This is a genomic window from Pseudomonas sp. MWU16-30316 (genome assembly GCF_020515645.1).
GTDB lineage: Bacteria > Pseudomonadota > Gammaproteobacteria > Pseudomonadales > Pseudomonadaceae > Aquipseudomonas > Aquipseudomonas cerasi.
Window position 1 is genome coordinate 369,370 of the sequence record NZ_JAIZAZ010000002.1, and the last position, 14,213, is coordinate 383,582.

9 protein-coding genes are annotated in these 14,213 nt (G+C 60.2%); 6 read left to right on the top strand and 3 right to left on the bottom strand.

Annotated features, from left to right (window positions below; genetic code table 11):
* The first annotated feature begins 115 nt into the window (after nt 1-115).
* Nucleotides 116-1,033: a LysR substrate-binding domain-containing protein gene (locus tag LCH65_RS08460; protein WP_003365185.1), complete on the top strand. Its 918-nt coding sequence runs from the start codon at nt 116-118 to the stop codon at nt 1,031-1,033.
* 87 nt (nt 1,034-1,120) lie between these two features.
* Here the strand turns inward: LCH65_RS08460 and LCH65_RS08465 are convergent, their stop codons facing one another.
* Entirely contained in the window at nt 1,121-2,065 is a 945-nt protein-coding gene (locus tag LCH65_RS08465) for a bestrophin family ion channel (RefSeq protein ID WP_226439296.1), read from the bottom strand.
* A 342-nt stretch (nt 2,066-2,407) separates the two neighbouring features.
* On the opposite strand from LCH65_RS08465, the gene LCH65_RS08470 reads away from it, so the two are divergent.
* Nucleotides 2,408-3,859 (top strand): type III effector, encoded by a 1,452-nt coding sequence (locus tag LCH65_RS08470; protein WP_226439297.1) that lies wholly within the window; start codon nt 2,408-2,410, stop codon nt 3,857-3,859.
* Nucleotides 3,860-3,942: 83 nt separating this feature from the next.
* Here the strand turns inward: LCH65_RS08470 and LCH65_RS08475 are convergent, their stop codons facing one another.
* Nucleotides 3,943-5,274: a pectate lyase gene (locus LCH65_RS08475; RefSeq protein WP_226439298.1), complete on the bottom strand. Its 1,332-nt coding sequence runs from the start codon at nt 5,272-5,274 to the stop codon at nt 3,943-3,945.
* A 304-nt stretch (nt 5,275-5,578) separates the two neighbouring features.
* Here LCH65_RS08475 and LCH65_RS08480 point away from each other — a divergent pair, with 304 nt between their 5' ends.
* The 3 genes from LCH65_RS08480 to LCH65_RS08490 all read left to right on the top strand — a co-directional run bounded on the left by LCH65_RS08480 (nt 5,579) and on the right by LCH65_RS08490 (nt 8,714).
* Complete coding sequence (locus LCH65_RS08480; protein ID WP_032609531.1) at nt 5,579-6,073, top strand: CesT family type III secretion system chaperone; 495 nt, start codon at nt 5,579-5,581, stop codon at nt 6,071-6,073.
* Nucleotides 6,070-8,226, top strand: a complete 2,157-nt coding sequence (locus LCH65_RS08485) for a restriction endonuclease (RefSeq protein WP_096105059.1) — start codon at nt 6,070-6,072, stop codon at nt 8,224-8,226. Before LCH65_RS08480 ends, LCH65_RS08485 begins: the two co-directional genes overlap by 4 nt.
* A 98-nt stretch (nt 8,227-8,324) precedes the next feature.
* A complete protein-coding gene (locus LCH65_RS08490) occupies nt 8,325-8,714 on the top strand; it encodes a type III secretion system chaperone (protein ID WP_003433480.1) in 390 nt (129 codons plus the stop codon).
* Between the two features lie 61 nt (nt 8,715-8,775).
* Here the strand turns inward: LCH65_RS08490 and LCH65_RS08495 are convergent, their stop codons facing one another.
* Complete coding sequence (locus LCH65_RS08495; protein ID WP_345945906.1) at nt 8,776-13,638, bottom strand: AvrE-family type 3 secretion system effector; 4,863 nt, start codon at nt 13,636-13,638, stop codon at nt 8,776-8,778.
* 169 nt (nt 13,639-13,807) lie between these two features.
* On the opposite strand from LCH65_RS08495, the gene LCH65_RS26320 reads away from it, so the two are divergent.
* On the top strand, nt 13,808-14,200 hold the full coding sequence (locus LCH65_RS26320) for a hypothetical protein (protein WP_306424309.1): 393 nt from the start codon (nt 13,808-13,810) through the stop codon (nt 14,198-14,200).
* The last annotated feature ends 13 nt before the right edge of the window (nt 14,201-14,213 follow it).

Consider the following 14,213-nt stretch of genomic DNA (forward strand, 5'->3'; position numbering starts at 1 on the left):
TCCTGAGCAATGCCGCAAAAATCACTGGATGCTGAAAAAAATTCACCTCTCGTCAATTCGACAGGCGAGTGGTTGAATGAATGAAACTCGAATAATCGGACACATCGGAGCATCCATGCGGCCTGATGACGATGCACCGCTGAGCCTGCCACCGCTGAAAGCGCTTCAGGCTTTCGAGCAGACGGCGCGCTTTGGCAACCTGGCAAGAGCCGCCGAAGTACTGGATCTGACGCCGTCGGCGGTCAGTCACCAACTGGCCCGGCTGGAGGCCTTGATTGGCCGGCAGTTGTTCGTTCGGGCCGCCCGTGGTGTGACCCTGACGCCGGTCGGTGAGCAGTATCTGAAAGATGTCTCCGGAGTGCTGCACAGTCTCGCCGTCGCCACCGAGCGTGCCGCCAGCGATGTCAGCCTCGATTGCCTGCGTCTGCATTCTGCGCCCAGTTTCGGGCTGCTGTGGCTGATGCCCAGGCTGGAAGCCTTTCGCGTAAGCCATCCGGACATTCAGATCAACCTGTCGTGTTCTTACGAGTCGCTGCATTTCAGCAGGGACAAGATCGACGTCGATATCCGGCATGGCAGGCCGAACTGGCCGAGTTATGAAGTGCGCACCTTGCGTGACGAGAAATTCGCTGTGCTGGCGTCTCCGCAGCTATTGGCGCGACGTCCGGTCGAGAGCGCCGCTGGCTTGCTCGACCGCGAACTGATTCTCTCCGAGGCCACACTGCTGAAATGGCCTGAATGGTTTGCCCGGCATGGTCTGGCTCGTCCGGAAAAGCCCTACGCGCTGAGTTTCGACCGCTCATACATGACGCTCGAAGCGGCTAGCCACGGTCTGGGGTTTGCATTGGAAAGTACGTTGCTGGCGCAAAAATACCTGGCCACGGGGGAGCTGATCGAAGTTGCCCCTCAAGCCCTGACTGCACCGGTCGCCGCGCACCATCTGGTATTCCCCAAGGCGCACTCCAGCTTCCCCAGAGTCAGGCGATTTCTGGAATGGATGGAAGGCGAACTGGGGCAGGGATTTGTGTTTTGAGCTGAACTGCCTGTGGTCTTGCAGTATGAGGCCGGGCGTCCCGGATGGCGTGCCAATGTGGAACATCGGCACGCCAGTCAAACGCGTCTAAACGACCAGCCGATGCGGTTGCCAGGCGCTGCCCTGCTGATCTTGCGCGTCAATCACCAGACTTTGCCTTGCGGGTGCATCAAACATCGAGCGCAGGTTCTTTTCGATGGTGTTGCACAGGTCTTCCATGCGGATCCGGTGCTGGCTGGCGCCGAACGGGGCTTGCAGGTCAGTGCCGATGCGGTCCATTGCCAGCAGTATGCAGCCGACCACCGTGGATATCGCCGGGGTGAACCAGCCCAGAGTGGTCACCATGCTCAGCGGCATGATGATGCAGAACAGGGTACTGAACAGTCTGGGGAAATAGACATACGGGTAGGGCAGCGGCGTATTGGCGATGCGCTCCATCCCGCCCTGGCAGTTGGACAGTTCGACCATGGTCGACTCCAGTCGCGCCAGGCGGATGCTGTCGATTCGCCCTCCGGCAAACTCTTCGGAGATCATGGCCGCCGAGCCATTGAGGATGTCATTGGGAAAGTTGTTGCTCTCTTTTGCGCGCTGAATCTCGGAATCCGATAACAGCCCTTCAAGTTTCGCTTTGCTGACATCGCCTTTCAAATGAGCGCGCAGTGCCCGCAGGTAAGCCACGTGACGATTGAACAGCACTTCTTTCACCGGGTTGCCGCGCTCATCGGCGTTGCCTTCAATCAAGGTCAGTACCTGACGGCCATAGCTGCGCGAGCTGTTGACCATCGCGCCCCATAACGTGCGTGCCTCCCACCAGCGGTTGTAGGCGCTGGAATTGCGAAAGCTGATCAGCACGATAAGCGCCGAGCACAACAGCGTAAGCGGCATCAGCGGGAGATCTATCCCAGCACCCTGGACCAACATGAAGTCCATGGTCACGGCCACGTCCCAGAGCAGAAGCCAGAACAGTGACCAGCCAACGTAGGTGACCGTTCTGCTGATGCACCGCCATTTTTTTTCAAAAGGACCAGACATTGCGGCACTCCTTTGCTGGGTTGGAAGAGGTTTGGCGCGGTCAATCAACACGCCACGCTGCAAACTTACTGACCGAGGCTTAAAGCTCGCTTAATTCTCCATGGTGGCGAAACAGTCACGCCTGTCTTGACCATGGCGGCCCATGCCGACAGCTGGAACCCCCGGCACAGTTGCGACCACACAGCCTTGTCGGTCCTCTTCGCTGACGGGCACCCGGACGTTTGCAATTCCTATCACTCTCGGACCGACGCCCCATTGCCTTGCCTGTTCACAAGCAAGTCGTCCGGCCAGACCCGTCTCGTCGCGTTGCTACGCAACTTACGCAATAGAGAGGGAGTTTCCATGAACATCAACCGAACCGGCAGCCCGCACCCCAGCATCGAGCTGGAGCGCTTTTATTCCGCATCGGAATCGTCTGCCTCCAGTTCCGTACGCGAGCTCAGCAGTGCCGAGCAGACCAATCTGCAAGCCATTACCGATTACCTGAAAGATCATGTGTTCGCTGCGCACAAACTGCCGTTGAGTGAGTCGGCCGTCGATCAGGACGCTGTTCATGCGCATAACGAGCAGATCGACAACATCATCGATACTCGCGCCAGACGCTTGCTGGACGAGGGCGAAACGCCTGCCAGCATTGGCGAAACCTTCGCCAAGGCGGAGAAGTTCGACAGGATGGCAACCACCGCTTCGACCGCGCTACGTGCCACGCCGTTTGCCGCTGCGTCGGTGTTGCAGTACATGCAGCCTGCCATCAACAAGGGCGACTGGCTGCCTACGCCGCTCAAACCCCTGACGCCATTTGTGTCCGGAGCGCTGTCCGGTGTCATGGATCAGGTGGGCACTACGGTCATGAATCGCGCCACGGGCGACCTGCACTACCTGAGCACCTCGCCTGAGAAACTGCATGATGCGATGGCTGCTTCCGTGAAGCGTCATTCGCCGGGTGTCATGCGTCAGGCGGTCGATCTGGGCATTGCCGTTCAGACTTACAGTGCGCGTAATGCGGTGCGCACCGTGCTGGCGCCAGCACTGGCATCCAGACCCGCCGTGCAGGGTGCGGTCGACATCAGCGTGTCGGCGGCAGGTGGCCTGGCGGCCAACGCGGGGTTCGGCAATCGGATGCTCAGTGTGCAGGCGCGTGATCACCTGCGCGGCGGTGCATTCGTGCTCGGCATCAAGGACAAGCAACCCAAGGCAGACTTGAGTGAAGAAACCGACTGGCTTGAGGCCTACAATGCGATCAAGTCAGCCAGCTACGCCGGCGCGGCGCTGAACGCCGGCAAGCGGATGGCGGGTCTGCCGCTTGACGTCGCCACCGACGGCCTGAAAGCGGTGAGAAGCCTGGTGTCGGCCACCGGTCTTGCGCAAAACGGGCTGGCCCTGGCGGGCGGCTTTGCCGGCGTGGGCAAATTGCAGGAGATGGCGACCAAAAATATCACTGACCCGGCCACCAAGGCGGCGGTCAGCCAACTGACCAATATGGCCGGCTCGGCAGGTGTGTTCGCAGCCTGGACCACGGCCGCAGTCGCAACCGATCCCGCAGTGAAAAAGGCCGAGTCGTTCTTGCAGGATACGGTTAAATCGGCGGCGTCGAGTTCGACCAGCTATGTAGCCGATCAGACTGTCAAGCTGGCCAGGGCGGGCATCGACGCGAGTAGTGAGGCGATTGCTGCGACGGGGGCATCCCTGCGTGACACATTACGTCGTCGCAATGTTCGTGAGCCGGACATCGAAGAGGGGGGCATTGCGGCGGGTTCGCCGAGCGCGGTGCCGTTCCAGCCAGGGCGCTCATAAGCGTCTCCAACCATAGCCGGTAAAGGAAAGGGGCGCCCTCTACGGAATGCGCCCCTTTGCTTGTTCCTCATGTATGCGTCGTATCAGAGCTCGGTGTGCTGGGTAGACGCCTTGGTCTTGTCATAGGCGTGCTTGACGTCGGTCATGGCGATGTCGCCAGTGGCCAGCTTCAGGTTATCGCTGTCGCTTTTGACGAGTGCGAACTTGCCATGGGTGGCGTCCACGCCATTGAGCTCGACACTCATGTCATCAAACTGCTTGCCGCCATTGGTGCGGACCAGCGTACCGAAATCGGTGGCTTTGAAACCGTCGACTTTCAGGTGAGTATCGGCGTTGAGTTGAATGACCTTGTCATCGGCGCCGTTGGCGCTGCTGTTAGTGATGTTCAGGTTGGTGACCTTTGCGCCTCCTTCGCCCTTGACCGTGATCATGTCTTCACCGACGTTCTGGGCGTGCACGTTATCAATGGTGACCTGCTCCGAGTTCTTGGCATTCACGTGGATGCCGTCGGCTTCGTTCTCACCCAAGTTCACGTTTTTCAGCACAGCGCCTTCGGCCAGTTCGAACAGGGGTTTCTGATGTTCGTCCTGGTCGCCGGTGCCCATCGACTTGTCGGCGGTAAAGGTTGCACCGTGGCCGTCATACACCTGGCCAGGACCGACTTCGATGGTGTCTTTCTCGACATTGACCTCGCCGGATTGCTCAAGAGAGCCCGTTGTATCCGAAACCGTGCCGTTGCCCGAGCTGCGGCCGGGATTGGCCAGTTGTGGGGTGACTTGAGGCGTTACGCTATCACCGCCACCGCCACCGCCACCGCCACCGCCACCGCCACCGCCACCGCCACCGGTTCCGTCCTCGGTCGAAGGCGTGCCGCTGCCGTCTGCGCCTGTCGACGCATAACTACCGCCGCCGTCACCTTCAGTGGTTGGGGATGTACCGCCACCATCGCCACCACCCGACGCTGCCGTTGTACCGCCGCCGTCGTCACCGCCTGAAGCCGCCTCAGTACCACCGCCACCGCCACCGCCTTCGGTCGATGGCGTACCGAGTCCGCCATTGTTCTGAAACGGGTCTTGCCACTCGTTGGAGTCCTGACCCGTGTCCTGTTTTTTATTGAGGTTCATGAGCATTTGCAGCAGCGATGTGACGAGCGCGCTGAGCAGCTTGACGACGTTGGACTGCGGGTCAGTTGCAGCACTGCTGTCGGTGGGGCTTTGAACCGTATTGTCGGGCTTTCCGAAACTGACGTCTTTCTGGCTGGCAGTGTCGAACAGCAGGGCACTCGGGTCGACGGCCTGTGCAGTGCTCTCATCGTTGAACGTATTGGTCTGTGGGCTCTTGCCGCTCAGCGCCGAGAAGTCCAACTGGGTTGAAGCGGGTTGGTAGGTGGTGGAGGAGTTGATACCGATGCTCATGGTGCTTTACCTCGATGGGATGGACATATGAACCAGCGTCGTCTTCCGGATTTACCGGCGTTGATCGCCGCGTCCTTGTCGGGCTCTATAGGTCGATGAGGACTCTGCCTTGGCGTTGCCCGAAGTGAGTGGCAACACGGTGGGATGGGTTCCCGTTTGTGTGCGTTGACTGGCGATGATCCCGATGTACGTGTCTGGAGAGGCAGACTCGCCCCAAGGAACCAAAACACCTTGCCCTCCGACTCAGTGCGCGCACGCCAGCAAAAAAATGGTGTGGACCCACATCGCACTCAGAGGCCGTGAAATGAACAAAAATGATGAGTATCAAACGCTTATAAATGAGATTTGCGCGCTCAGCCTGATCTCCGAACCCGAACGTTTTTACGAGTCAGCCAATTTCAAAATCAGCGACGTCGACTTCACACTTCACTATCAGGATCGCGACGAGGGGCGTGCGATTCTGATCTACGGGGATATGGGCGCGTTGCCCGCGCGCAATCGCGACAGCGCATTGCTGGCGTTGATGGACATCAACTTTCATATGTTTTCGGGTGCCCACAGCCCGGCTTTCTCCTGGAATGCCCAGACCGGCCGAGTGCTGCTGATGGGATCGATAGGCCTTGAACGAGCGACAGCCGAGGGCGTGCTGTTGTTGATGAAGTCCTTTGCCGACCTGGCCAGAGAGTGGCGCGAACACGGTTTCATGGGACCGGTGGGCACTGCGGGTGCCCCGCTCAATATGCCCGCTTCCAAGGCAACCATGCGTGATAATCCTGCGAGCGCCGGGAGGTTCCAATGATCGGCACACGAGTCGGCGGATCAGGCAGTACCGAGATCGTCCAGGCGAACCAGCCGCAGCCAGCTGCCGCTGTCGCCCAGGCTCATCCACACGCGGTAAGCCCGGGCAGCAACCCGCCGCTGACCGCCAGCCAGTCGGCCGCGCAGGCGCCGGAAAGCTCGGCGGCCGGCGCCGCTCGCCTGCCAGTCGCGCCGCGACATCTGCCGATTTTGCAGAAGTTTCGTGCCGAACAGCCCACCGTACAAGGCACTTCCACACCGACTATCAGCTCTAACGCGGCCCTGCTGATCGGCAGTTTGTTGCAGTCTGAAAAGCTGCCCTTCGAAGTCATGGCCGCCCGGTTGGCGCCTGAGCGTTATGAGTTGAAACAGTTTCATGGCTCCGACTTGCAGCAAACGCTCGGACGATTCGCTGAGCCAGGGCATGTGCCAGGCAAGGCCGAGACCGAGCAACTGATCAAGGGCTTTGCCCAGTCGCTCGCAGACCAGCTGGAACACTTCCAGCTCATGCACGACGCGACGGCTGATGGATTCGGCCCCGGAGGGCTGCGCGACCGCAACACGCTGGCGGTCAGTCAGGCGGCGCTGGGCGAATACGCCGGTCGGGCGAGTAAGTCCATCGAAGCAGGGTTGAACCACAGTCTCGCGGTGCTGGACGAACGCATCGCCGCACTGGACAGTCAATTGGAGGGCGCCAATGAGGGCAGCAGACCGGGTCTGCTGATGGATAGACAGGCGCTGGAAACGGCCAGAGCGATGCTGAGCGACTTGCACGCCGACTTCTGCAAATCGCCTGAAGCCAAGCGGCTGAATGCCGTTGCCGCTCACACGCAAATGGATGCTCTGATCGACAAGCTGAACGTTGATCGCAACTCGGTCGGCGGCTGGAAGGGGGTCGGTCCGATCGTCGCGGCAGCGGTGCCGCAGTTTATGGTGTCCATGCTCCACCTGGGGTATATCCGTACGGCCACCGGTGACGCGATGAAAGATGCCGTTCCCGGAAAGAGCGCCGACGCCAGCATGAAGAGGGCCCTGGCCGTAGGACTGACTGCCGGGGTGGCTCATGAGGGCATTACCAACCTGTTGAAGCCGATCGTGCAGGCCGGGTTTCAGAAAACCGGCCTCAACGAACGGCTGAATATGGTGCCACTCAAAGGGATCGATACTGACTCGGTGATTCCCGACCCTTTCGAGTTGAAGAACGACAACGGCGCACTGGTCAGAAAAACACCTGAAGAAGCCGCTGAGGACAAAGCCTTCGTCGAAAGCGAGCGAGCGGTTTTGAATCAGAAAAAGGTTCAGGTTTCGTCCACCCACCCGCTGGGTGAGATGATCCCCTACGGCGCCTTTGGTGGCGGGCAGGCGGTACGCCAGATGCTGAATGATTTCAATCTGCTCAATGGCCAGACCCTGTCGGCCAGAGCGGTGACCTCCGGGATCGCCGGGGCCATATCAGCCACCACCCAGACCATTGCACAGCTGAACTCGACCTATGTCGATCCGCGCGGACGCAAGATCCCGGTCTTCACCCCGGACCGCGCCAATGCCGACCTGGGCAAGGACCTGGCCAAAGGCCTGGACCTTCGCGAGCCGGCGGTACGCACCGCGTTCTACAGCAAGGCTGTTTCAGGTGTGCAGAGCGCAGCGCTGAACGGCGCGCTACCGCCGGTGGCAGTCCAGCCCGAAGGTACATCCGGCACGCTCAGCGCGGGTAATATCCTGCGCAACATGGCGCTGGCGGCAACCGGTTCGGTGTCTTACCTGTCGACCCTGTATGCCAACCAGTCGGTTACGGCCGAGGCCAAGGCCTTGAAAGAGGCGGGCATGGGCGGCGCAGTGCCGATGCTGCCGCGTACTGAAAGCGCCTGGAACACTATTCGCCATCCGGACAGAGCTTCACTGCCGCATACGTTCCAGCCGGATACCCTGGGTGGTGTCCCCAGAGCCGTTGAAAACGCCTATCACATGGCCAGGGGTGCGCTGCAATTACCGACCCAGGTGGTGGTCGATACGGTGCGTGTCGTGGAAGACGGCGTAGCAAGCGGCGTGTCCTCGTTGCGCGATGCACTCAAACCAGCGGAAACATCATCGCCAGCAGTTGATGACGCCGCTGCTGTCGAACTGACGGCGATGGAGGAGGGGCGCCGACGCTGACGAAAGCAACCAGGGCTGAGCCTTTCTTTTGGAACCGACAGCGCCAGGCAGCCACTCACTGCCTGGTCAGCTCAGGCTTTTCTTAAAGGACTATGACGATGAATACCTCGCAACATGAGTTTTCCCGTTTCATCACTGCGCTGGGTACCCAGCTTGGCACTTCGCTTACCTGGCAGAACGGGGTATGCGCGCTGTATGACGGCCAGGATAACGAAGCCGCCGTCATCGAGCTGCCCGAGCACAGTGAAATGGTCATCTTTCATTGCCGCGTCGGGCGCTGCCCTGAACGCACTGCCGATTTGCAGCATTTGTTGAGCCTGAACTTCGATGTCGCCCGTTTGCACGGTTGCTGGTTTGCCGTCGATCAGGGCGATGTACGCCTGTGTGCGCAACGTGAGCTGGTGTCGCTCGATGAGCCAGCCTTTTGCGACGTGACACGTGGCTTTATTGCTCAGGCACGCGAAGCCCGCGCATTTCTGCACGCCTGAGCAGACGGGTTTGCACGCAAAAGCGCCGCTTCCATGCGGCGCTTTTGCGTTGTTTCAACTATCAGCTTTTGACTTCGAAGCCCGACAGTTTCAACTCGCCAGCCGCCTCTTTCAGCGATGCCGAGGGCCGCGACAGCTCCCCGTCGAACGTGTAGCCGATGGGTTTGTCCTGGTCTTCGCCATAGATGAAATTGATTCGCCCGAGGGTCTTGTTCACGCTCAGCGACGCACCGCTGTTGTAGCTGATCAGTGGCGTGGGTGACGTGAAGTTCTCGGTCTGCGGTGGCGCATGGAACACCACCAGCCTTTTGATCCTCATGTTGTTGCGATTTTCCAGAAGGCCGGAGAGTTCGGTCTGCGTCAGCGTACCCCTGCGGCTGCCTTCGTCGATCTCGTCGATCAGCGAGTCTTTTGGTTCAAGGCGTACCCGGGCGAGGGTGCCCTGGCTGTTTTCAAGCTGCTTGACCATGGCGCTGAGCGTCGGGTCCTGACGCATGTACTCGGCGACCCTGGCGGCGTTGCCGGGCGCACTGGCTTCGCGTATCGAACCCATGATTCTGGTGAGGATGCTTTCCTTGCTCAGGCCGGACAGGTTGGTCTTGCTGGTTTCGAAGCGGGCATTGTCCAGCACGCTGTGATTGCTGATCGACGCTTCGTGTTGCACGGCCGCCCGTTTCAGGTCTCGAAGCGCCTTGTATTGCGTGTCGTTCTGCGACGGTCTGTCGGCAAACAGCGCTTTGAGCTCGTCAAGTCGTGCCTGAGTGGCCTGCTCAGGGTCCATGTCGGCGTAAAGCGCGTTCAGCGGATCCTGCAGCGCTGCAAGCCTGGCTGTCGTGGCTTTATCCTTGAAGGCTGCAGCGAGACTTTTCGACAGTTTGTCCAGGCTCTCGGTGCTCATCGGGGTCGCTACGTTAAAGCGGAACTTGACCCGTTTGACGGTTTTGTCATCGATGGTCACGTTCGCTGCGACGCCCAGGTTATTGGCCGCCGATTGAGTCGCTGGCGTCGGCCCGGCAGCGGAGGCCGGGGTCGCTGTGGCGTTGGTATGCGTGCCACCGATCTGCCCGCGTGCCTGCCCGCCGAAGATCAGACTGTTGAAAAAGCGCGGCCGGTTCTTGCCGCCTTCGCGCAGTTCTGTCTTGTCGTTCTTCTGAGTGAGGGAGTAATCGGTGTAGCTCAGCAGGTTGACCGTGACATTCGCCGCCACGCCCAGACGCGCAACGGCGGAAAGCGGCGCGCTGTCGGCCTCCGACAGACCGAAGCCGACGCGCATATCAGCGCTGAAGCCTGTCGTGATATCGAAATTGAAGCGCCGCGCTTCATAGGTTTCGTGGTCCTTGACCTTGTTCAACAGCTGCAAGGGGTTGAGCTTGCCTTCGAACAGGTCGTCGACGAATCCGTCGATTTCGTCGTCCGCTACATTGAAGATCACCCCGGCACGCTGGCTCGCGGCAGCGGTTGCGGTCACGTCTCCGCCAAGACGGAAGTTCGGGGTCATCTTGCGGTTGTTACCGATATCGACGCTGCGGGCAGGGTGGTTTTCGTCGAAAAAGCCAGGCCAGTAGTCCTTGCCACCCCCCACGCCGCCGCTGATATTGCCGGCCGCTTCTCTCATCAGGTACAGGGTCACGCCACCTTCGCAACGTTCAGCACTGAAGAGGTAGTTGCGATTGCCGGTAGCCCCGGCGGTCGGCCACGGGCCTGTCGACTTGTCGGCAAGGACGGCGAACGGGCTGGTCAGGTTCAGCCCGTAACTGCGTTGCACGCCGATTTCATCGTCGCCATGCTCCAGGTTTTTAAGCATGGCCTTGAGCGTGTCGGCCAGCTCGGACTGATCCTGGCTGCCGGTTGCCGCGCGCATATTGACGCTGACAGCGTGGTCGGATTTCTTGAGTGCATTCGAGAACGCCTTGACCGCGTCATACGCGCCTTCCAGTGCTGCGTTATCGGTAAAGCCCATGTCGGTGACCTGCTTGACCGGGTTCTCGCCATAGGTCACATCGCGTAACGAGGTCAATTCCGCTTGCAGCCTGGGCAGGTCGCTGCTGCGTGCCAGCAGCTCAACCTTGCCAATCAGCGCGCCGAGGTCTTTCAGGGTGACCAGATCCAGCGCCAGGCGGGCCTTGCTCAGCCCGTGATCTTCATTGGCATCGCGGCGTTGACCCAGACCGATATCGGTTTTGGTGTGAGAAAGCTTTACCCCGTTGTCTTTCAGCCGCTTGAGCGTTGCGGCCGTTGGGTTTTCTGCGGACGGGGCGACCCGGGTCAGTGCGTTATCCAGCTCATTGACGAAATCATGGCCGGAGCTTTTGAAGTTGAGCATCGACCCCAGTTCAGCCAGCTTCTTGCCTAGCTGAGTGCGTTTCGACGACTTTGCCAATTCGCTGTGCTGGTTGAGCACGCCGTCGTTCTGCCTCAGGTTTTTGAGCTTGCCGTAATCCTTGCCGATGTTCTCCAGCGCGGTCCTGGCGTGCTTCTCCAGTTCGTCGCGGAATACTTCCAGTTCTTTTGCTAGCTCGGCGCCTTCAGGGCCAAGCTGCAGGCGCGCAATCCGCGCCTTCAGATCGTTGCCCGGGGTCGGCGGTGCGCCGCCGGCTTCATGAATCAGTTCAAGTTGTTTGAACGCGATCAGCTCTTTTTTGTAGAGCTCCTTCAGGCCCTCGCGACCATGATAGCGATGCTGGATGTTGTTGCCGACGTTCTTCATCCAGCGAGGCGGTTCCAGCGTGTGCTTGTAGACATTGGCCCGAATAGCCTCGCTGGCGGCGGGACGATTGCTTTTCTCCATGCCGCTGCGCCCGAATGCATTAATGTCCAGCTTGGCCGTCAACCCGGTGCCTGGAATCCGCCAGGTCTTGTGCGCTCGCGTGATGCGATTGTAGACGTCGTTCAAGCCGTTTTTTTCCACGGGACGCTGTTCGAACGCTTGCCACTGCCCCTCTTTCAGTTGCATCAGGCCTTGACCGGCGGCGTCCTCGACCTGGACGCTCAAGCGATTGTCATCATTGCTGTACAGCGCTTTGACCGGTTGCCCGTCAGGTGCTGCGAGCGGCGTCCATTTGGCGGCCAACTGGCCTCCGAATCGGGTTGCCTGCCATGCCTCTCTGGGCATGCAGTAAAGCTTGCCGGTGCTGCTCAGTGCGTAAAGGTTGTGTTTTTCGTCCAGGGCCAGTTCCTTGATGTCTCCCTCGATTGCGGACGTATCCAGATCAATGGGTTTGTGGTCCTTGCTATGGGCCGTCAGCCTGTTCTGATCATCGAGCACAACAAAGCGCTTGTCGCTGACCATGGCAAAGGCGGTCACGACCCGATTCTCCAGCCCTGCGATTTCCTTGCCCATCGCCACCTTGGTCGAGCGTGCTATCTGGGCCAGCGCCGTATTGTGGTCGAAGGCGACATTGGGGTGTTTAGGGGCCACATCCAGCCTGAGCAGCTTGCCACCTTTCAATACGTAGGCGTTGCTGTCGGCTCCGCGTTGCAAGCGATCCACCTCCTTGATGCCAGCATCTTTCCAGCACTGTGGCGTCGCATCCCAACGCTGGATACGACCGGCGCTCAGGCCGACCAGCCCGGCACGGTCGAGGTGCAGGCGGTCAGCCCCGGCGGGCGCTGGCATAACCGTCAGGCCGCGTGTGTTGTCCAGTACCAACGCATTGGTCAGGTTCCAGCCGCTTTCCAGTTTCGTACCCTGCTCATCGAGCGCATGGGAGTGCACCTCGCCCTGACGATTCCTGATCAGCGCGTGCACGCGACCGTCATCGCCACTGATGAATCCGCTGACGCTGTTGTGGCCGCCCATGGGTTGATCGTCCAGCCTGTAGCCGGCCCGCTCCGGCATCAGGCGCAACATCGGGTCGTTGCTTTCGAAGGCGCTGCGATCAGTGCTGTAAAGCCTGCCCTGCGTGTCTGCAATAAATAGCCTGTCGTTGCTCAGGGCAACTTCGGCGGCCTGTGCCTGACCACCGTCGAGTTCAAGGGCTTTGGTTTTTTTCGGGGTCAGCCCACCAATCACCGGACTCATGTCGGCCAGCAGGACGGTCTGCACGTCCGAGCCGCTGAGCAGTGCCGCGGTATCGTCAGGGGCAACCGAAAATGACTTCAGGTCGTTGAACTCGGCGTGCGGCATGAACGGGCTGGAGAGATCGACGACGACATCGTCACTTTTGGCGTAGACCGAGCCGTTGCCTCCGGTTATCAGGCGGTTGAAAGCGATGTCCTCGATATCATCCACTGGTTTCCAGCGAGCGGCGAGCGGTTCGAACTGGTACAGCCGGTCTTCGTGCACGCGCAGGCGGTCGCCGCTGGTGGTCTGATGGACCTCGGTGAGGTGGGCGATATGGGCCTTGCCTGGCAACTCCTGGCTGCGCCGCCCGTCAAGGGTGTCGAGATGAATGTGGTTTTCTTCACGCTGCATGTTCACCGGCGGAGGTTTCCCGCCTGCTACCGGCAGTGTGGGCTCGCTGCTGCGGATGACGGCCAGCGAGCTGTCGTCCTGCGCCAGATGCAGCAGATGCCCGTTGGCTTGCAGAAGTTGGTGGCCCTGCGCGCCTTGCTCACTCTGCTGCGCCAGATAGGTTTGTCCGGGCTTGGCGAGTATGTCGTCCAGCAGCGCGGCCATGCCGGGCGTCTTGAACGAAGAGAAATCCGGCTTGCCGTCGGCACTCAGCCTGACAGTGGCCTGTGGTTGCGCATTGCGTAGCCGTTGCTCGCTCCTGAGCGCGGAGCGCCCGCTGGTGCCAGGTTCCAGACCGGGGTTGCGCGGCGCAAGCGGCTCTTCAGGATCGTCGGCTTTGGTGCCGGAACTGCTTGCCGTGTTCGTGTCGACAGGTTGCATTGACTGGCGTGTACCATCGGAGCCTTGCAGGCGGCTGCCAGGGTTACGGCGTTCGCGCATAGCGCTGGCGACCGCCTCTTCGTCAGTCATGGGCTCTGCGGAGAGCTGCTGCGAAGCGCTGTGTGTGAGCTGATCCTGCGGAAGATTGAATGTGACACGGCGATTGTTACGGGGGGCAGTGCCTGTCCGCGCCGATCCTTCTTCTATTTCATGCGTCGTCGTCCCTGACGCGTTTGCCCTGTTCGCACTGGTGCGCAGAATGGACTTGGGAGGCTGGTCGCTGCGTGGCGCCGGGTTATCCGGCAAACGATTGCCACGACCGGTATTTCTGCCGGCCTCGCGACTGGAGCGCGGCGCTGAGCTTGAGGGTGTTTGTGTACTGGGCGATCTGGCGGCCGATTGCCGGGGTGCCTTGGATTTCTGGAAAACCTTGCCGACGCTTTTCAGCAGCCGTTTTCCCATGCTCCCCAGGGAATGTGAGGAGCGCTGGGTCGGCTGTTCAGTTTGCTGCCGCAGATTTGAAGGGTTGTCGGCTCTTGCTGTTGCTTCTGGCGAAATGACGTTACCGGTATTGCGGTTGACCGTTGGTGCCTGCACGGTGCATCTCCCTTTCCATTTGCCGCCCGACGACGGCGATTTTGTAACCCTTTGAAAATTCCTTCAGC

Coding starts and splice junctions, on each gene's coding strand:
- LCH65_RS08495 (WP_345945906.1), bottom strand. CDS start 13,638: ATGACTGACGAAGAGGCGGTCGCCAGCGCTATGCGCGAACGCCGTAAC.
- LCH65_RS08485 (WP_096105059.1), top strand. CDS start 6,070: ATGATCGGCACACGAGTCGGCGGATCAGGCAGTACCGAGATCGTCCAG.
- LCH65_RS08480 (WP_032609531.1), top strand. CDS start 5,579: ATGAACAAAAATGATGAGTATCAAACGCTTATAAATGAGATTTGCGCG.
- LCH65_RS08470 (WP_226439297.1), top strand. CDS start 2,408: ATGAACATCAACCGAACCGGCAGCCCGCACCCCAGCATCGAGCTGGAG.
- LCH65_RS08490 (WP_003433480.1), top strand. CDS start 8,325: ATGAATACCTCGCAACATGAGTTTTCCCGTTTCATCACTGCGCTGGGT.
- LCH65_RS08465 (WP_226439296.1), bottom strand. CDS start 2,065: ATGTCTGGTCCTTTTGAAAAAAAATGGCGGTGCATCAGCAGAACGGTC.
- LCH65_RS08475 (WP_226439298.1), bottom strand. CDS start 5,274: ATGAGCATCGGTATCAACTCCTCCACCACCTACCAACCCGCTTCAACC.
- LCH65_RS26320 (WP_306424309.1), top strand. CDS start 13,808: ATGGACTTGGGAGGCTGGTCGCTGCGTGGCGCCGGGTTATCCGGCAAA.
- LCH65_RS08460 (WP_003365185.1), top strand. CDS start 116: ATGCGGCCTGATGACGATGCACCGCTGAGCCTGCCACCGCTGAAAGCG.